The following is a 19,322-nucleotide window of genomic DNA, read 5'->3' as shown; positions in this document are numbered from 1 at the left end:
TTTATCTTGACTTGTTTAATTGATTCATGTTTAATTATGAGTGAAATAAATTTTATTTTTTTTTTTTTTTTTTTTTTGATTATTAATTTTTTGTTAGAGGATGTTTGTAATTCTATTATTTTAAACAACTGGTCAGGTCTGGAAAGAAGCAGCCAATTTAAATGGTGTAGGTATTACGAAGTCCTCTAACAGGTATTATAAAATATATTTCCTTAATCATATATCATATGTTTTATATGTCCGTATAATTATTTTGATGTGTATACATTTTATAATATAATTTTTTGTTTTTTATCAATTGATCATGACTTCCCATTTCGATAATTTTCCCCTTATCTAAAACAACAATTGTATCTGCTTTTACTATGGTAGATAGTCTATGAGCTATAACAATAATTGTTGATTTTCTTTTAATAGAAGACAATATTTTTTGTATTTTTTGTTCTGATTCTGAATCTATGCTTGCTGTTGCTTCATCGAAAATTAATATTTTTGGTTGAGAGACTAATATTCTAGCAATTCCAATCATTTGTTTCTGTCCTTGAGATAAATTATTGCCTTTTTTACCCAATACAGACATATATCCTTCTGGTAAGGAATTTACAAGCTTTTTTAGCTGACTCTGGTGCAAAGCTTTTATAATTTTTTTTTGTTTAATGTTTCTTCCTAACGATATATTTTTAATCAAATTATCGTATAAAATCGTCGGTTCCTGTTGTACTATAGAAATATGTTTTCGTAGAACCGAATTTGCAAAGGTATCTATAGGTTTTCCGTCTAAGAGTATCTCTCCTTGAGTAGCTGTATAATATTTGAGAATTAAGTTAGACAATGTTGTTTTGCCGCTTCCTGTTTTTCCTACTAACGCGATATAACTTTTGTCTGGTATATTAATATTGATATTTTTTAAAATTACTTTATCGGTATTAGGATAAGAAAAAGATACGTTATGAAATGTAATTTTACCTGTTTTTAAAGGAACAGAATTATAACCATATGTATCTATAGGAGAATCAATAAATTTAAAAATTCTTACAGAAGAAACTAGGACTTGTTGAAGTATAGTTTGTTGATTTGTAATTGCTACCAAAGGTTCATTAAGATAACGAATATAGTTAATAAATGTGTGTAGAACGCTTATTTCTAAATTTTTCATGGGAAAAATTTTTAATATTACTATAATCGATGATAGTATTATAGTAGATATTAAGGTTAATAATGGTCGTAACAATAGTGCATCAATTTTTAATATCCTCATTTTATTTAAGTAATTGTGGTTATTAATTTTTTCGATTTTTTTTAGAAAATTTTTTTCTTGATTAAATTGCTGAATCACTACAATTCCATTAATAATTTCATGAACAGTATTGTTCATTCGTGATATATACTTTTTTATTTGTTTTATTACGGGTTTACTATAGCGCTGATGAGTTATGACTATTATTAGTAAAAAAGGAGTTATAGAGGCGCTTAGTAACGCCATATGCCATTCTAGCATAAGCATAGCGGCTAGTATCATGCTAAATAATATAATACTTTTGAGAAAAGATGATATTATCGTCTCATAGAATTCTTGTACGGATTCGGTATCATTAGTTATTTTAGTAATTATTGAATTAATTGGTTGTTGATCAAATATTTTCATTGGTTGTCGTAGTGCTATTTCCATCATTTCGATTCTTATGGTTTTTATAATTTTCGCTGAAAGAGAGCTAAAAACTATAGTATAAAGATAATAAAACAATGAGGATAGACTTTGTAAGACTACAAAATAAATAATGAAATATAAGGTTTTTTTGGTTTTTATATTATGACAATGTAAAATATTTTTAATAAAATTACTCAATATTATAGGGCTAGAAATTTCTGTTATTGTAGCTAATACAATCAATAGGCACGAAAATAGTAGTAAATATTTTTCTTTGGAGTAATAAGTTAATAATCTTTTTATTAACTTCCATGAAGAATATTGTTTTTCTTCCATTATTATTTTTCCCTCAATGAATTCAAGAATATTACAAATGATATTTCATTTAAACTTCTGATAATTATACATTTTTTGGTACCAATTATCCGAAGATAATAATTCTTTATGTGATCCTTGTTGTAATAACATACCGTCTTTTATGATAATAATTTTATTAAATTTTTCTAATATTGATAACCGATGTGTTACTACTATAGTGGTAATGTTATTTTTTTCTGTATATTCGTAGATATTTTTAATAATTTTATATTCTGTCTCATGGTCTACTGATGATAATGGGTCATCTAAAATAAAAATCTTGGATGGAACTAAAAATGCTCTGGCAATGGTAATTCTTTGTTTTTGACCTCCGGAAAGCTTAATTCCTGTATCTCCTACATGAGTATGATATCCTTGAGGCATTTTTTTTATTTCATGATGTATACAAGCTAATTTTGCTGCATCTTTTATATTTTCTAAGTTAGCCTCGGGTTTTCCAAAAGAGATATTATTTAAGATAGTATCAGAAAATAAGAAGGGTATTTGGTTGACAACAGAAATAGTTGCGCGCCATTTTTTTATGCATATATCTTTGATATTTTGTCCGTCATATTTGATATATCCATTAGATATTGGAAAATGTCCTTGAATCAGTCTAATTAAAGTTGTTTTTCCTGATCCTGTTGGCCCGCATATGCCTAATGTATTATTTTTGGGTATAATAAGTTTTATGTTATTTAATACTTCATTGGTCCTATTGGGATAAGAAAACTTAGGTATGCAAATATTAAAATTATTATCTTTGATAACTTTTTTTTGATTAATGAGAGTTATTTTTTTTTTTTCTTGTTCTTGTATTATTTCTTGAATTCGGTTCCACGAGACGTTTCCTCTTTTTAATATATTAAACATCCAAGCAAATGCAAGCACAGGCCAAACCATAGATCCTAAATATAAAATAAAACTAGTTAATTGTCCGAAAGTTAACTGGTTTTTAGCGATTAGAGCGCTTCCTCCCAATACCGCAAATAAATTAGAGAATGCGACAGATATATGAATAATTGGATCAAATTGGGCATCAATTTTTGAGACTTTAAAATTTCTTTTTCTAACTAAATCGGCAGCTATAGAAAATTTTTTTATTTCTGACTTCTCTAGTCCAAAATTTTTAATCATGTGAATATTGCTTAAACTATCTTGGGCTTGGTTATTTAAAGATGCAAAACATTTTTGTGATTTTTGAAAATTTTTATACAGTTTGTTACCACATTTTTTCATAATTATTGCCATTATAGGCATAGGCGTTAATGCAAAAAAAGATAATTTCCAATTTATTTGAACACACATCATGATAAAAATAGAGGATCCTAAAATGACAGAATCGGCAATTGTTAGAATTCCTTCTCCAAGAGAAAATGCCACTCTATCAATATCATTTGTAGATCTAGAGATAAGGTCTCCATGTCTATGATTTGAATAAAAAACAGCATCTTTTTTTAGTAAAGCAGAACAGAACTTTAATCTCAACTGAGATGATAGATCGTATGAAGCGCTAAATAGTAAAACTTTCCAGAAATATCTTAATATATAAATTGTTATAGATATCAGGATAACTTTTAAGATTTGCAAGATAACTGTTTGGCTAGAAGCGTTGTGATCTAGTATTAAGTCAATTGTAGAACCAATAATTTTAGATGGTAGTAATTGTAATACTGTGACTATAGTTAAGAGAATGCAGGCTCCCGTGTATCTTTTCCACTCTTTAGAAAAATACCAAGCTAACTGTCGTAATAGTTTCATTGAATGTTCTCAACGTATTTAATATTAATAGAATTTTGATATATAAACAAAAATAATAATAAATTTTAAGTTATTTAGAAATTTAAATCGTTATGTTGTTGTGTATACGAATGATTTTTTTGTTACTTTTATGATTTCTTTATACCTGGGTTATATATTATTTTTGAGGTCTTGTATAAGCTCGATACAATAGTGCTTATTATTTTTATTTTTAGATATTGTTTAATTTGTTGAATGATTTCATATTTATTTATGACATTTTGTTTTTTGAAAAATTCTTTTTTGTATATTATTAATTTATTTTGTTTGTTTTTCTGCGGAAGATAAAAATATATACATTGATTTTTCTTTATTTTTGGTAGTTTGTTGATAATGTGCATGATTTCTGGATTTTTTTGTATAGATATTGTTTGAGTTTTGTGAGGGCAGTATTTGTGTTTATATAAGTAATCTTTTTTCTTATCTTTAGGGGTTAATAAAAAATTTTTTATATGTTTATAGTTTTTCTTGTATATCTGTTTCGTTGTTAAAATATTTAAAATTTTTTTATAGATGATATTTTTGTTTTCTAGCCTTTTAGGTTTGTATGAATGTTTTTGGAGTAGATATATATGGTTTTTTTTATTGATATATATTTTTATTGTTGGATCCTTATTAATCTTTTTTCCATTAAAAAATTCTTTTTGTATAAATTTATTAAATTTATTAGAACAAGAATATTTAGTTACATTTTTATAATTTAAAGAAGGGGTTAAGTATGTGTTAGACAATTGTTGAGGTAACAGCGTAGCTATCTTTATGTTATTTTTGAACAAATCATTTTGTTTGTTATTACAAATAATTTTATCAAATAAAATATTATTGTCGTTAACTGGGCGCATACTCTGCTCTTTTAGAGAATAAGGGTTTGTGATACATTTTTTTTTTATATCGTCTAACTTTATAACAAAAAAATTCTTTTTATAAAAAATTATTTTTGAACAGCTCCCCTTTTTATAGAGTTTACACTTTTGAATAAACAAAGGTATATTTTTTTTATTTATCCATCCTAGCGAGATATTATTAAACGTTTTATTTTTTTGGTTAGATTGGTTTTTATGAGAAGATATAGTAGATTTTTTTGGGTGGTAATTATTTTTGAACATTTTCGCTAATTTTAAGCTATCGGTTTTAATATAACTATATTTATATTGGACATTAGAAGTATATTCTTTCATATTTTTGTTAGCATGCTTGTTAATATCGCTATCACTAATTTTTTTTTTATAAAAAAAATTTTTTTTTAAACAGGCTATATTAATTTTTAGAGATTCCGGTTTGTAGAATTTTTTTTTATTTGCATTAAAATATTCTTGTATCTGTAACCTTTTTTCTTTTTTTTTTAATGGCTTTAAATTAATTTTAAAGGTTATAGATTGGATATTTTTTCTATCTATAATCTTTTTGAATTTATTCCTTATATCTGTCTTTAAAAGTATAATAGATTTTAATAACGTTTTTATTAAGTATTGTGCTGATATTTTTTTTTTTAACGCATTGATATATTCTTTATGAGTATACTTAATTGCATTTAGAAAACTTAAGTATTTAGCATATTGAAAATGATTATTAACTTGAAAAAGTTTTGAAAAACGAATTTTATTTTTTATATATGCTTCTGATACACTGAAATGTATTTTCTCTGCATATTGTTGAAAAAGAGATTCGTTAATTATTTTGGTAATTACCTGTTGCATAAGATATGTTTTGTATATAGCGCTTTTGTGAATGCGTGTTGGTAATTTTTTTTTCATTTTTTGATTCTGTTTCTTCTCTTCTATATGGAGAGCAAGTTTTAATATCTCTGGATATATTTTGTCTTGATTAACTTGGATAGACGGTAATTTTGGGTTACTCATAAAACAATTGGATAAATTTCCTAATATTATTGATGAAATTATCACTATAGTAAGTATTAATAAGATTTTTTTTTTATGAAAATTTTTTAATGCAAATATATTCATTTTTCCCTTCTAATAATGGTATGGATGATGAAGAAGTTTTTATTTATTTTTATAGCCAACAAAAATATAGAATTTTGTTAGCTATATTGTATAAAGTAATACTTGATTCAATTTCTTTTTCACGTTTTTATTTATTTATATTATCAGTATAAGGATTTTTTTCTAAAGCTAGCGTCAAAACTTCTGATATATTTTTTATTGAATGTATTTCTAATGTAGAAAGAATATTTTTAGGTATTTCTTTTAAATTTCGTTTATTCTCTCGGGGAATTAGAACTACTTGAACTCCTCCGCGATGAGCTGCTATTATTTTTTCTTTTAATCCTCCAATAGCCAATACCTGTCCTCGTAAAGTAATTTCTCCGGTCATAGCGATATTAGATTTTACTGGATTTTTTGTAAAACATGACGCCAATGCGGTACACATAGCTATTCCGGCGCTTGGTCCGTCTTTAGGAGTAGCTCCTTCAGGAACATGTACATGAATATCATTTTTATAATAAAAATTTTTTTTAATATTTAGTTTTGATGCTTGTGACCGGACTACGGTAAGGGCCGTGCGTATAGATTCTCGCATTACTTTTCCCAGGGATCCCGTGTATACTAGCTTACCTTTTCCCGGCATACACGTGCACTCTATAGTTAATAAGTCTCCTCCCATCTCTGTCCAAGCTAATCCAGTTACTTGTCCTATTTGATTGAATTTACTGATTTTGCCATAGGTATATTTTTTGATACCTAAATATTTTTTTAAGTTATTTTTTTTAATGATAATATTTTTTTTATTTTTATCTAATAAGATTTTTTTTACTGATTTTCTGCAAATCTTTGAAATTGACCTCTCAAGATTTCTTACTCCAGATTCTCGAGTATAATACCTAATAATATTTATTAAGGCGTCATCTTCAATAAATAATTCTGTTTGCTTTAATGCATTTTCTTTCATTTGTTTTGGTTGTAGATATTTTTGGGCAATATTTATTTTTTCCTCTTCCGTATATCCGGATAATCGAATAACTTCCATTCGATCTAATAAAGCAGAAGGTATGTTCATGGAATTAGCGGTTGCGATAAACATAACTTCTGATAAATCATAATCTATTTCTAGGTAATTATCGTTAAAAGAATTGTTTTGTTCTGAATCTAATACTTCTAATAGAGCAGCCGCTGGATCGATTCGAATATTAAATGCCATTTTATCTATTTCGTCTAATAAGAATAAAGGATTTTTTACACCTGATTTTGTTATTTTTTGGATTAATTTGCCGGGCATAGAGCCTACGTATGTTTTTCTATGTCCTCTAATTTCTGCTTCGTCTTTTACTCCGCCTAATGCCATGCGTATATACTTTCTTCCTGTTGCCCGTGCAATAGATTTGCCTAATGAAGTTTTCCCCACTCCCGGCGGACCTACAAAACATAAAATTGGACCCTTTATTTTTTTATTCCGATGCTGTACTGCTAAATATTCTAAAATATGCTCTTTTACGTGACGTAGGCCAAAATGATCTATATTTAGTATTTTTTGTGCAGTATTTATATTCTTTTTTATTTTGCTTTTTTTGTTCCACGGAATTTTGATCATCCATTCTATATAATTTCTTACTACGACAGCTTCTGCAGACATGGGTGACATCATTTTTAGTTTTTTTAATTCTTCGTGAGTTTTTTGTGCTGCAGCTTTAGGCATTTTAGCTAGATTAATTTTGTTTTTTAATTCTTCATGTTCATCGATGGAATTATCTGTATCTCCTAGTTCTCTTTGAATTGCTTTTATTTGTTCAGTTAAGAAATATTCTTTTTGATTTTGTTCTGTTTGTTGCTTGATTCTAGCTCTAATACGTCTTTCTACTTTTAATAGATCTATCTCTACCTCCATTGCTCCTATCAAAAATTCTAATCGTTTATTAGTATGCTGCATTTCTAATAGTAATTGTTTATCCTGAATTTTTAAAGGTATGTGGCAAGCTAAAACATCACTTAACTTATCTGTATTGGTAATTTTTTGTATTGCGTTTAAAGCATCTAAAGAGAGATTTTTATTTATTTGAACGTATTTTTTAAATTGATTTAAAATCGTTTTAATTAATACTTTTTGGTCTTGGTCTTTGATTTCTATTGATTGAACGTAATGTATGTTCGCTATATCAAAATTATCATTGGTTGTGATATTTTTTATTTTTGCTCTTTTTTTTCCTTCAACGATCACTTTAATTGTTCCGTCCGGTAGCTTTAATAATTGTACAATTTTGGCTACTGTACCTATTTGAAACAAATCTTTTTTTTTAGGGTTTTCTACTTCAGATTTTTTTTGCGTAATTAAAAACACTTTTTTATGATGTTTCATAGAAAACTCTATGCATTTTATTGATTTTTTTCTACCTATAAATAAAGGAGTAACCATGTACGGATAAATGACAATGTCTCGTAAGGGTAATATTGGAATATCAATATTTTCAGAATACCCAGAATTCATATATATCTCTCTCTTTTTAGTGTTTACAAACATATCTTTTTGCATAATTTTATATGTTTATTAATAAAGCCTATAACGTGGTACATATTTATATTTTCACTCATATATCCAGAGATAGACGTCTGTATTACGAACTGTTTTTCTTTTTTTAATCAACAAAAAAGTGTAGTTTAGGTAAAGATTTTCCTTGAATAACGGATTTATCAATATGTATGCTTTTTATGTTTTTTAAAGAAGGTACGTCATACATAGTAGACAATAAAATTGACTCTAAAATAGAGCGTAATCCGCGTGCCCCCATTTTTTTTTGAGCAGCATATTTCGCGATTTCTATTAAAGAAGATTTGTGAAATTTTAATTCAATGTTATCAAGCGAGAATAATTTTTTATATTGATTAATCAATGCGTTTTTTGGCTTGTAAAGTATTTTAATTAAGTTTTTTAGTGTTAAATTGTTTAGTTGAACAATTATAGGCAGCCTGCTAACAAATTCTGGTATTAATCCGTATTTAATTAAATCTGAGGGCTGAATATCTTTAAATATAGAGTCTGTAGTTTTATGTTTGTTTTGTGTTTTATACTTTATATTAAATCCTATATTTGGCCTATTATCCTTCCGCTTGGAAATAATATTTTTGAGGCCGAAAAAAGCTCCTCCACAAATAAATAAAATTTTTGATGTATCTATTTTCCAAGTCTCTTGATTAGGGTGTTTTCTATTTCCTTTTATGGGTACTGAGGCCATTGTTCCTTCCAATATTTTTAATAAGGATTGTTGAACACCTTCCCCTGACACATCTCTAGTAATGGAAAGATTTTTCTGTTTTTTGGCAATTTTATCAATTTCATCAATATATATAATTCCTTTTTCGGCCTGAGAAATATTAAAATTACTATTTTCTATTAAATTTCTTAAAACACTTTCAACATCGTCTCCTACATAACCTGCCTCTGTTAAGGTAGTAGCATCCGTAACAGCAAATGGCACATTTAAATATTTTGCCAATGTTTCTGCGATTAATGTTTTTCCGGTTCCGGTTGGTCCAACTAATAAAATATTACTTTTTCCTAATTCAATAGAACGGTTATAGTTAAATAAATAGTTTATTTTTTTATAATGATTATATACAGCTACTGAAATAGTTTTTTTAGCTTGTTTTTGCCCTATGATAAATTTATCTAAGTATTTGTTTATTTCTTTTGGAGTAGATAATGGAATTGTTGTTTTCTGTTGTTTTTCTAAATATGTACCCAAAATGTCATTGCAAAGTATAATACATTGAGCGCAAATATTCCCGTAAACCCCGCTAATTATATTTGATGCTTCGCTTATATTGTTTTTACAGAAAGAGCAAATAATAATATTTTGATTATTAATAGTGTTATCCATATTTTTCTCAGTGATAATTAATGACCGATTTTTATAAAAAATCTTATTTTTAATTATTTTTTTTTAAAAATTGCATCAATAAGTCCGTATTTAATAGCTTCTTGAGGAGAAAAAAAGTAATCTCGTTCTGTGTCTTTGATAATTTTTTCAATCGGCTGTTCTGTATGATATGAAAGCAAGTTATTTATTATAGTTTTTACTTTGTTTATTTCTTCGGCATGGATGATAATATCTGAAGCTTGACCCGTAAATCCGCCGAGGGGCTGATGGAGCATAATACGAGCATTAGGCAGGCAAAATCGATTTCCTGTGCTTCCAGCACAAAGTAATATAGCAGCCATAGAACAGGCTTGCCCTAAACAGACGGTATGAATTTTTGGTTTGACGAATTGCATAGTATCATAAATTGATAAGCCGGATGTAACAATTCCTCCAGGCGAATTAATATATAAGAAAATATCTTTTTTTTTGTCTTTCGATTCTAAAAATAGTATTTGAGATACAACACTAGTAGCTAGAACATCATCAATTTCTCCTACTATAAAAATAATTCTTTCTTTTAATAATCTTGAAAAAATATCGTATGATCTTTCTCCGTGGCGCGTTTTTTCGATTATAAATGGTATTAATGAAACATTTTTTTTTGTTTTTTCATTTTTATGAATGAATGTCATATTTTTTTTCTTAAAAGAGTATTTATAAGTATCTTTCAGTGTGATATATTTTTTTATATATATTTTATTGATACTGTGATTAAGGTAAACGTAGGACGTGTATTTAGTTCTTTTTATTAAAATAGAAAAATTTATTTTTTTCTTTATGTTTTTTTATATGAATTTATCTTCTTTATTTGAGGAAAATAAATTTTTTATTAAGTAATATTGTTTTGTAAGTATTAATAAATGTATTTTTTATAAAAATTTTTTACAATATATATTAATAATAATGAATTATTGGAGGAAGACATTACTTAAAAAAACAGTATCTGTTAACAGAATTGCTTTTAACATAACAGTATATGTATTATATTTTTTTTTTGTTTGTTCATACTGTAAATTATTTATAAAGCATAAGTATTATTTATAATACCTTGCATTTTTATTTTTCTTTTCATTTATACCTTCAATGCTGAAAGATGTTTTATGGTTTTTTTATATTAATTTATAAAAATTTTTATTTTTTTTGATGTATGCACGGGGTTAATAAAAATATTTGATTTTCTTTTTTTTTCCACTCTCTTGTATTATAAGTATGTAATTTCATAGAATAAATTTTTTGCGGGATATCATTTAAGAATACTGAAAAAATTTTTTTATGTTGTTGAAATCTTGATAGGTCATTAAATGAATCAGATACTATTATAATGGTATAATGTGGTGGTTTATGTTGGTGAAAACGATGTAATTGACTATTGTTTATGATTTTTAAATATTGAATATTCAGTATAGCCTTTAATTTATTTTTAATAATTTTTTTCATGATCATTTATTTTAATGAAATATTTCTTATTCGGCACCTAATTGATCCATTTTTATATCTGAAAAATAGGTTTTTTCTGTATATAAAATAGAATTTGTATTTTTTCTTTATTTACTACAAACTCTTTTTTTTTTTAGTTATATATTTTTTATTTTTATAAGAATTTTTGTATAAATAAACAAATTTTTGTTTTTTAATATACAATATAATTGTTCTTTCTGTCAATTTAGAATTATAAAACACCTTTAGATGTTTAATAGTATAAAGCAAAATAAATGTTTTTAGCATCAATTAAACATTTTTTCATAAAACATTTTTATATTTATAGTTTTAATAGATATTTATTTTTATCACAAAATTTCTATAAAAAATAGTTTTTTTATTTTTATCAATTTTTTTTATTTAGTAACAAAATACATAAAAAATAAATATATTGTTTTATTTGGATTGAAAATAATGAAAATATTTAACAAATGTCATTTATTTAAGTTTTTAATGGTTCTTTTGGTTTCCATAGTATTAGCGGTATTAACGTATCTAAGAAAAAGTATATGTATATATGCTGCAGGTCATATTTTAAATACTGAATTGAATTTAATGCTGTCAGTATTTAGTATTATGCTGATTGTTGTGTTGCCTGTATTAGTTTTAATATTTTGTATTTCTTACTATTACCGTGAATCAAATAAAAAATCAAATTATATACCTAATTGGTCTCATTCTTATGCATTAGAGTTTATATGTTGGTGTATCCCTATTGTGATTATTATCTTTTTGGCAAATTTGTCATGGAAAACTACACATGCTTTAGAGCCTAGCAAGTCTCTTCAAGTAAACGCTCATAAACCTATTACGATTGAAGTAGTATCTTTAAATTGGCGATGGTTGTTTATTTATCCGTATTATAAAATTGCTACAATCAACGAACTATCGTTCCCTAAAAATGTTCCAATACATTTTCATATTACTTCTCAATCTGTTATGAATTCATTTTTTATTCCTAATTTGGGTAGTCAAATTTATACTATGGCAGGCATGAAAACAGAGTTAAATTTAATTGCATTGCATAGAGGTAAATATAAAGGATTTTCTTCTAATTATAGCGGTCGAGGTTTTTCTAATATGAAGTTTCAGGTGAATGTTCAAAAAAATATGTCTGATTTTAATCATTGGGTAAAAATGATCCAATTAAAAAAAAATACTTTGTTCTTAAAGAATCAATTTTTAAGTATATCTAAAGACAATGAGAAAGATGACATTCAGTATTTTTCATACGTTGATTCGTTTTTATTGAATAAAATAATTAACACATTTACTATACCACACAATATATAAATTGAAATAGATTGAGATAAAATGAACTAATTTTTATATATTTTATAGAATAAGGACAAATAACTGTGTTTGGAAAATTAACTTTTAACTCAATACCGTATGATGAGCCCATTATTATGGTCACATATTTCTTGATTTTATCTTTTTCTTTGGTTATATGTGCATACATTACATATTTAAAAAAATGGCAATATTTATGGAATGAGTGGTTTACTTCTGTGGATCATAAAAAAATTGCTATTATGTATTTTATCTTGTCTTTTGTTATGTTTCTTAGGGGTTTTTCTGACGCTATAATTATGCGATTACAACAGTTTTTTTCATCTTTGCCGGGGCATATAAGTCTTTTGCCTTCTGATCATTATGATCAGATTTTTACGGCTCACGGTGTTATTATGATTTTTTTTGTGGCGATGCCTTTGGTTATTGGTTTTATGAATTTAGTAATTCCTCTCCAAATTGGAGCAAGGGATTTAGCTTTTCCGTTTTTAAATAATCTAAGTTTTTGGCTGACTTGCAGTTCAGTAGTGTTAATGATGTTATCGTTAGGTGTGGGTGAATTTGCTAAAACAGGTTGGTTGGGATATCCTCCGCTATCCGGTATTCAATATAGTCCTGGGGTGGGTGTAGATTATTGGATTTGGGTTTTACAAATTGCTGGAATTGGTACTACTTTGACCGCTATTAACTTCATAGTTACTATTCTTAAATTGCGCGCTCCAGGAATGACAATGTTTAAATTGCCTGTTTTTTCTTGGACTGCTTTGTGTACTAATATTTTAATATTAATTTCTTTTCCGGTGTTGTTTATTACTTTGATATTTCTATCATTAGATAGATACGCTAATTTTCATTTTTTTACTAATGATATGGGCGGAAATATGATGATGTATGTTAATTTAATTTGGATTTGGGGACATCCGGAAGTATATATTTTGATATTACCAATATTTGGTATTTTTTCTGAAATTGTATCTACTTTTTCTAGAAAAGCATTATTTGGCTATGTTTCTTTGGTGTGGGCAACAATTGTTATTACAATTTTATCTTTTGTGGTATGGTTACATCATTTTTTTACCATGGGAGCTGGAGCGAATGTAAATTCGTTTTTTAGTATTACCACAATGATAATTGCTATTCCTACAGGAGTTAAGATTTTTAATTGGTTATTTACTATGTACGGTGGGCGTATTAAGTTCCACTCAGCCATGCTGTGGACTATTGGTTTTTTAGTGAGCTTTACTATAGGAGGAATGGCGGGAGTGCTTTTATCTATTCCATCCATAGATTTTGTAATGCACAATAGTTTATTTTTAGTGGCTCATTTTCACAATGTTATTATAGGAGGGGTTGTTTTTGGTTGTTTTGCTGGTATCACTTACTGGTTTCCAAAAATGTTTGGTTTTAAATTAAACGAATACTGGGGAAAATGTGCATTTGTTTTTTGGATAACAGGGTTTTTTGTTGCTTTTATGCCTTTATACATACTTGGTTGTATGGGGATGACTCGTCGTTTAAGTCAAAATATTAATTGTGAATACCATAATTTACTTGCTATTTCTACGATAGGTGTTTTTCTAATCTTATTAGGCGTTATTTCTCAGTTCATTCAGTTATTCGTTTCCATTAAAAATCGTAAATCTTCTGTTTATCGAGATAATACCGGCGATCCTTGGAATGGACGAACACTAGAGTGGTCTATTCCGTCTCCTCCACCGGTCTATAATTTTTCTAGAATACCCGTTGTTCATCAAATAGATAATTTTTGGCACGATAAACTCAATAAAAAGAATGATTTAAAAAAAAATATTTTTGAGCCTATTCATATGCCAAGTAATACGTCTATTGGTATTTTCATTGGGTTTTTTGCTACCTTCTTTGGCTTTTCTATGATATGGCATATTTGGTGGATGACCGTTTTTTCTGTAATCGGCATCTTTTTTAGCATTTTAAAAAAATCTTTCTCGAAGGACAAGGGGTATTTTTTTTCAAAAAAAATGATTTATGAAATAGAAAATAGAAATGTACCGAAGTAATAAATTTAATTTTTAAACACCCGTTTATATAATTTTTATAAAAATAGGAGCCATATGTGAGTGAAAAACAAAAAAAGATTTCATATTCTTTATCAAATAATTTAAATATTTTTGGTTTTTGGATTTATTTAATGAGTGATTGTATTGTTTTTTCTATTTTGTTTATCGTATATATAATCATGTTAAGACACGGATACGATGGTTTTTTAAGAAAAAATCATTTATTTTCACAAACTGTTATTTTAGCAAAAAGCCTAGTTTTATTATTTAGCTCTGTGTCATGTAGTTTAGCAAAACATTTTTTTAAAACGTCTAATAAACTTTGTGTTTTATTTTTTTTATTTACTACGTTTATTTTAGGGTGCGCTTTTATAGGAATCGAATATTTTGATTGTATAGATATTTTCCATAAAGGATTTTATCCCAGCGTTAATGGGTATTTTTCTTCTTTTTTTGCTTTATTAGGAATGCATGGGTTACATGTTATTTTTGGTTTATTGTGGATATTAGTTTTAATTTTTCAGGTTCTTTACTTTGGATTAGCTGGTTTTGTGAATACCTCACTAGTTTGTATAAGTTTATTTTGGCATTTTATAGATATTATTTGGATTTTATTAATGATATGCGTATATTTTCAATAACGGTATAAAGTTAATAATATATATAAGGGGGGAGTATAATTAATGCTGAAAAAAGAAAAAGAAATACTGATAGATACTATAGTTAAATGTATAAAAAAAAAATTTTTTATAGGTTTTTTTGTTTCTTTATTTTTTTCTTTTTTTTATTTTTTTTTATTAAAGAATCAATTGCATTTTTTGGATAATCATAGATATTTTTTTTATTTTTTAGTTATTTTTCAAGTTTTTTTATGTTTGAAGTATTTTATAGGTATTAGGTTGTCTAAAAAGAATTCTTTTATTATATTCTCATTAATGTTTACTGTTGCAATCATTGCTATTATTAGTATAGGATCTTTATGGATTTTCGATCATTTAAATCACTAGTATTAAATTGTTGTTTAAAAATGCACAAATATAACATTTTAAAAAAGTTAGAATTAATTAAACCGGGCATTCTTTTAGGCAATTTAATTAGTTTATCGGGCGGTTTTTTTTTAGCTTCTCGAGGTCATATAGAAACTATTTTATTTTTACGAGTATTATTAGGAATAACGTGTATTATTTCTTCTGCATGTATATTGAATAATATTATTGATAGAGATTTAGACAAAACAATGCATCGCACAAAATACAGAATTCTATGCATTTCTAATAGCAATGCACTTGTACAAAGTTTATTTTTTTTAGCTCTTTTTCTGTTCATATTAGGGTTATTTATTTTTTACATGTATATTAATGTTTTATCTGCAATTTTTTCTATCATTGGTATTTTTTTTTATGTAATTCTCTATTCTCTTTTTTTAAAGAGGATAACAAGTTATTCAACAATTGTAGGTAGCGTTTCCGGGTCTTTACCGCCTATTATTGGTTATATTGCTGTAAAAAATAATTTAGATTTGTGTTGTTTGATTTTATTTTTTATTTTTTCTTTTTGGCAAATAGCTCATGCCTACTCAATTATATTATATCGAATTAATGATTATACATTAATAAACATTCCTACGGTTCCTATTTTGCATGGTATTGTATATACTAAAAAATGCATATCTATATGCATTATTAGTTTATTTTTTTTTAATTTTTTATTATTTTACTTTAGTTATGTAAATATTTTGTATTTTTTTATTACTAGTTTGTTTATCTTTTTTTGGTTTTGTTTATCAATTTTTGGCCATCTTTTTCTCTTTTCGGAGCAAAAATGGTCTCGTATTATGTTTTTATATTCTATTTTACTTATTTTTTTGATGAGTTTTTTAATGTCTGCAAATTATTTAAAATATTAATATTTTTATTAAAAACAATCATTTTTTGTGGTCAATCCTGATATTTGACTAGCATATTTTATGAATCCTTTTGGAAAAAGGATAAATAAATCTTGACTAGTCAAAAAAATATTTTTTTCTTTTTTAATAAATGTTAGCAATAGTCGGATAGTAGGTTTTATATTATATTTCTGATAAAATTCACGCATATAAAAAATAATTTTCCAGTGTTGTTTTGTCATATTAATATTTAATTGCTGCGCTATAGATTTTGCGAATTTTTTATCCCATTTTTTTGTTGTTTTTGTACACATGGTTTTTTAAATAAATTTATTTTTTACGTTTGATTGTATTAAAACATAGTTTTCGTAAGATACACTCTTATTATTATATATTTTAAGGTTAATGGATATATTATTTATTTCTAAATTTTTATTTTTAGATCGATATAAACATCACGGTTATTCAGTTTTTATTTTTTTATTTAAACTAAATTTTTTTCTAAAACGATTTTATCTAGAATGCTATTAATAAATTTGTGACTTGTTTGTGAACCAAATGTTTTTGCTAATTCAATGCCTTCATTGATGATTACTTTGTATGGAATATCTTTTCGTTTAATAATTTCATAGGAAGACAATCTCAATATAGCTTTTTCAATGTAATCGATTCGTTGAATTTTTTTAGATAAATGAGAATAAATAATTTTATCTAGTCTGTTTACATTGCTAATCACCCCGGAGACAACGTCGTTTAGGTAAGCAGTATCTAGCACATATTTTTTATTTTCTTTAATCACGTAATTTATAGTCTCTAATATAGATTCGTTTTTAGATATTTGCCAAGAATAAAATACTTGAATAGCTAACTCTCGAGCTCTTCGTCTTTTGGATAGAATCATATATGTTGATGCCTTTATTAGTTTTCTGGTTATTTTATTATAAATGTTTTTAACGATAATAATAAGAAATATTTTATATAAAAGTATTTTTTAAAGACTATTTTTTGTTGATTCTTAAAGTTATAACTGGTATAAAAATAATTATATTATACTTACGCACCGTTAACACGGTTTAATTATTTAAAACTAGTTGTTTATTATTATTAATGTGTTATAATATTTAAAATTGATAGCGGGGTGGAGCAGTCAGGTAGCTCGTCGGGCTCATAACCCGAAGGTCGTTGGTTCAAATCCAATTCCCGCAACCATAATTTTAAAAATTATATTTTTAATGAAATTAATTTTTGATATAGACCAGAATATCTTTTTTTCTTATTTCTTATAATAAGCTTTATAATATCTATATTACAATATATAGTTATTTTTTTTCTGGCCCGAGTTATTGCTGTATAAAACAATTCTTTGGATATAATTTGAGAAGAATAATTAGGTATCAAAATTTTTATAGACGAGAACTCCGATCCTTGTGATTTGTGGATGGTCATAGACCAAGCAGTTTCATAATTTATCAATGCTCTTGGATCAATAATTCCTACAGTTTCATCGGGTAATATAAAAAATACTTTTATTTTTTTTCTAACTAATAGGCATATCCCAATATCTCCATTCATTATTTTTAATGATATATTATTTTTTTTTATTAGAATAGGTTTGCCATGATACCATGTATTTTTTTGTGAGTAGTGATTAGGTTTTTGTGATTCTTCAATTTGTTTATTAATAAAATATTTGTCTAAATGTTTGTTTATTTTTTTAATTCCAAAATTACCGTCTTTCACTGCACATAAAATGCGATATTTATTAAATGTTTGAATTATTTGTTTGGGCGTCGAGTTAATATTAAGAATATGCCGATATCTTTCATAATATTTCTGCATTTCTTTTATCATTTGCCAATATGTTTTTTCGTTTGTTACCTCCCGCCATATTATATCAGTAAATTTATTTTTATATATTTTATAAATATTTTTATATTTTTCATTTTCTATGTCTTGTATAAGAGTGTTTATTCCGGAATTTTTCTTAAATCGATATTTTTTTGTTAAGACTGCAATATTTTTTTTCCATTTTTTTTTCTTTTCAAAATCTGGTTTATGATCGCATAGTTCTTGTAATACTGATCCCACTTCTATTGAAGGCAATTGATGAATATCACCAACAAAAATAACTTTAGTTTTTAGCGCTATGCGTGTAGCAATTACGCTCATAAGATTTAAGTCGATCATAGATGATTCATCCACTATTAAAACATCAATTTTTTTATATTTTTCCTGATTGTTATCATGACCTGGTCTCTCATCTTTTTTGATATTAAATAGTTGGTGTAGAGTGGTGCCTGTTTTTGGAAATGATAATTTTTCTTTTTTACCTACTAATTTTTTTTTAAGTATTAAGTATATAGATTGTGTTAATTTTATAGCAGCTTTGCCTGTAGTAGCAGTTAATTTAATATTTATTTTTTTTTTTTCAGCTTTGATTAAAATCAAGATTAGGTAGGTTAATATATAGGTTTTTCCTGTTCCTGGACCTCCAATAATAAAAAAAATATTTCGTAATAAAGCGTTTTTTATAGCTAGCTTTTGGTGAATATCAATTTTTTCTGGACAATATTTTTCGAAAAGTTTTTTGTACTTAATGAAGTTCTCCGCTTGATATTTTAACCCCTTGCGATAAATAAATTCAATAACTTCGTTTTCTAAATACCAATATTTATATAAATAAATATTTTTTCTATCTAAAACTAAGGGTGTTTTTTGTGCCCCGTAGCTACAAAAAATACTAGTTAAAATTGAATGAAACCAGTTATTATTTTTCTCTTGTATTAAAGATAATAACTTGGAAAAAATTTTATTTTTTGATACCATAAGTTTTTTATTTTTAAAGATTTCAATCGGTAAACAGCTACTCCCTTGATGTACGGCGTGACTTAGTAGTAATACTACAAAAATTATTTCTGGTGAGGCGCATAAGAAACTTTTATTGATACAAGT

The 19,322-nt window shown here is 26.2% G+C and carries 15 protein-coding genes, 1 tRNA gene and 1 other RNA gene; 7 read left to right on the top strand and 10 right to left on the bottom strand.

The genetic code is table 11. From position 1 onward, the window contains the following. Positions 1–94 precede the first annotated feature (94 nt). Positions 95–191, top strand: an RNA gene (gene ffs / locus CINFORN2912_RS01560) — signal recognition particle sRNA small type. Between the two features lie 41 nt (positions 192–232). On the opposite strand, the gene CINFORN2912_RS01555 is transcribed toward ffs, so the two are convergent. From CINFORN2912_RS01555 to CINFORN2912_RS01525, 7 genes are all read right to left on the bottom strand, one after another. Then, positions 233–1,984, bottom strand: a complete 1,752-nt coding sequence (locus CINFORN2912_RS01555; protein WP_075434073.1) for an ABC transporter transmembrane domain-containing protein — start codon at positions 1,982–1,984, stop codon at positions 233–235. A 45-nt stretch (positions 1,985–2,029) separates the two neighbouring features. Continuing rightward, entirely contained in the window at positions 2,030–3,766 is a 1,737-nt protein-coding gene (locus tag CINFORN2912_RS01550; RefSeq protein WP_075434071.1) for an ABC transporter transmembrane domain-containing protein, read from the bottom strand. Positions 3,767–3,894: 128 nt separating this feature from the next. Beyond that, a complete protein-coding gene (locus CINFORN2912_RS01545; RefSeq protein ID WP_075434070.1) occupies positions 3,895–5,769 on the bottom strand; it encodes a SurA N-terminal domain-containing protein in 1,875 nt (624 codons plus the stop codon). Positions 5,770–5,896: 127 nt separating this feature from the next. Beyond that, the gene (gene lon, locus CINFORN2912_RS01540; protein ID WP_075434245.1) at positions 5,897–8,245 is read right to left on the bottom strand and encodes an endopeptidase La; all 2,349 of its coding nucleotides are present in this window, start codon (positions 8,243–8,245) and stop codon (positions 5,897–5,899) included. Between the two features lie 148 nt (positions 8,246–8,393). Further along, entirely contained in the window at positions 8,394–9,650 is a 1,257-nt protein-coding gene (gene clpX, locus CINFORN2912_RS01535) for an ATP-dependent Clp protease ATP-binding subunit ClpX (protein WP_075434068.1), read from the bottom strand. Between the two features lie 38 nt (positions 9,651–9,688). Beyond that, positions 9,689–10,309, bottom strand: a complete 621-nt coding sequence (locus tag CINFORN2912_RS01530) for an ATP-dependent Clp protease proteolytic subunit (RefSeq protein WP_075434067.1) — start codon at positions 10,307–10,309, stop codon at positions 9,689–9,691. Between the two features lie 499 nt (positions 10,310–10,808). Further along, on the bottom strand, positions 10,809–11,114 hold the full coding sequence (locus tag CINFORN2912_RS01525; RefSeq protein ID WP_075434065.1) for a BolA family protein: 306 nt from the start codon (positions 11,112–11,114) through the stop codon (positions 10,809–10,811). A 456-nt stretch (positions 11,115–11,570) separates the two neighbouring features. On the opposite strand from CINFORN2912_RS01525, the gene cyoA reads away from it, so the two are divergent. From cyoA to cyoE, 5 genes are all read left to right on the top strand, one after another. Then, positions 11,571–12,449, top strand: coding sequence for a ubiquinol oxidase subunit II (cyoA, locus tag CINFORN2912_RS01520; RefSeq protein ID WP_075434064.1), 879 nt, complete (start codon positions 11,571–11,573; stop codon positions 12,447–12,449). A 65-nt stretch (positions 12,450–12,514) separates the two neighbouring features. Next, a complete protein-coding gene (gene cyoB / locus CINFORN2912_RS01515) occupies positions 12,515–14,485 on the top strand; it encodes a cytochrome o ubiquinol oxidase subunit I (protein WP_075434063.1) in 1,971 nt (656 codons plus the stop codon). A 56-nt stretch (positions 14,486–14,541) separates the two neighbouring features. Beyond that, positions 14,542–15,126: a cytochrome c oxidase subunit 3 gene (locus CINFORN2912_RS01510; protein ID WP_075434061.1), complete on the top strand. Its 585-nt coding sequence runs from the start codon at positions 14,542–14,544 to the stop codon at positions 15,124–15,126. A 42-nt stretch (positions 15,127–15,168) separates the two neighbouring features. Next, positions 15,169–15,492, top strand: coding sequence for a hypothetical protein (locus CINFORN2912_RS01505; protein WP_075434059.1), 324 nt, complete (start codon positions 15,169–15,171; stop codon positions 15,490–15,492). Continuing rightward, on the top strand, positions 15,465–16,391 hold the full coding sequence (gene cyoE / locus CINFORN2912_RS01500) for a heme o synthase (protein WP_082253689.1): 927 nt from the start codon (positions 15,465–15,467) through the stop codon (positions 16,389–16,391). The genes CINFORN2912_RS01505 and cyoE overlap by 28 nt, the downstream gene beginning before the upstream one ends. Positions 16,392–16,399: 8 nt before the next feature. Here the strand turns inward: cyoE and CINFORN2912_RS01495 are convergent, their stop codons facing one another. Both CINFORN2912_RS01495 and nusB read right to left on the bottom strand, forming a co-directional pair. Then, entirely contained in the window at positions 16,400–16,684 is a 285-nt protein-coding gene (locus tag CINFORN2912_RS01495; protein WP_075434058.1) for a TusE/DsrC/DsvC family sulfur relay protein, read from the bottom strand. A 170-nt stretch (positions 16,685–16,854) separates the two neighbouring features. Then, positions 16,855–17,268 (bottom strand): transcription antitermination factor NusB, encoded by a 414-nt coding sequence (gene nusB, locus CINFORN2912_RS01490; RefSeq protein WP_082253698.1) that lies wholly within the window; start codon positions 17,266–17,268, stop codon positions 16,855–16,857. Positions 17,269–17,502: 234 nt separating this feature from the next. Here nusB and CINFORN2912_RS01485 point away from each other — a divergent pair. After that, positions 17,503–17,579: transfer RNA gene (locus CINFORN2912_RS01485), tRNA-Met, on the top strand. A gap of 12 nt (positions 17,580–17,591) precedes the next feature. Here CINFORN2912_RS01485 and recD read toward each other — a convergent pair. After that, complete coding sequence (gene recD / locus CINFORN2912_RS01480) at positions 17,592–19,283, bottom strand: exodeoxyribonuclease V subunit alpha (protein WP_280144521.1); 1,692 nt, start codon at positions 19,281–19,283, stop codon at positions 17,592–17,594. Positions 19,284–19,322 lie beyond the last annotated feature (39 nt).

Origin of the sequence: Buchnera aphidicola, from assembly GCF_900128725.1 — a bacterium.
In the GTDB taxonomy this organism is placed as follows: Bacteria; Pseudomonadota; Gammaproteobacteria; order Enterobacterales; family Enterobacteriaceae; genus Buchnera_F; species Buchnera_F aphidicola_K.
Note: the sequence above shows the minus strand (reverse complement) of the source record. Positions and strands in the feature narration are given on the sequence as shown.

What these genes read in the sequence shown, in the direction of transcription:
- CINFORN2912_RS01555 (WP_075434073.1), bottom strand. Translation starts at nt 1,984, where the DNA reads ATGGAAGAAAAACAATATTCTTCATGGAAGTTAATAAAAAGATTATTA.
- CINFORN2912_RS01550 (WP_075434071.1), bottom strand. Translation starts at nt 3,766, where the DNA reads ATGAAACTATTACGACAGTTAGCTTGGTATTTTTCTAAAGAGTGGAAA.
- CINFORN2912_RS01545 (WP_075434070.1), bottom strand. Translation starts at nt 5,769, where the DNA reads ATGAATATATTTGCATTAAAAAATTTTCATAAAAAAAAAATCTTATTA.
- lon (WP_075434245.1), bottom strand. Translation starts at nt 8,245, where the DNA reads ATGAATTCTGGGTATTCTGAAAATATTGATATTCCAATATTACCCTTA.
- CINFORN2912_RS01530 (WP_075434067.1), bottom strand. Translation starts at nt 10,309, where the DNA reads ATGACATTCATTCATAAAAATGAAAAAACAAAAAAAAATGTTTCATTA.
- CINFORN2912_RS01525 (WP_075434065.1), bottom strand. Translation starts at nt 11,114, where the DNA reads ATGAAAAAAATTATTAAAAATAAATTAAAGGCTATACTGAATATTCAA.
- cyoA (WP_075434064.1), top strand. Translation starts at nt 11,571, where the DNA reads ATGAAAATATTTAACAAATGTCATTTATTTAAGTTTTTAATGGTTCTT.
- CINFORN2912_RS01505 (WP_075434059.1), top strand. Translation starts at nt 15,169, where the DNA reads ATGCTGAAAAAAGAAAAAGAAATACTGATAGATACTATAGTTAAATGT.
- cyoE (WP_082253689.1), top strand. Translation starts at nt 15,465, where the DNA reads ATGGATTTTCGATCATTTAAATCACTAGTATTAAATTGTTGTTTAAAA.
- CINFORN2912_RS01495 (WP_075434058.1), bottom strand. Translation starts at nt 16,684, where the DNA reads ATGTGTACAAAAACAACAAAAAAATGGGATAAAAAATTCGCAAAATCT.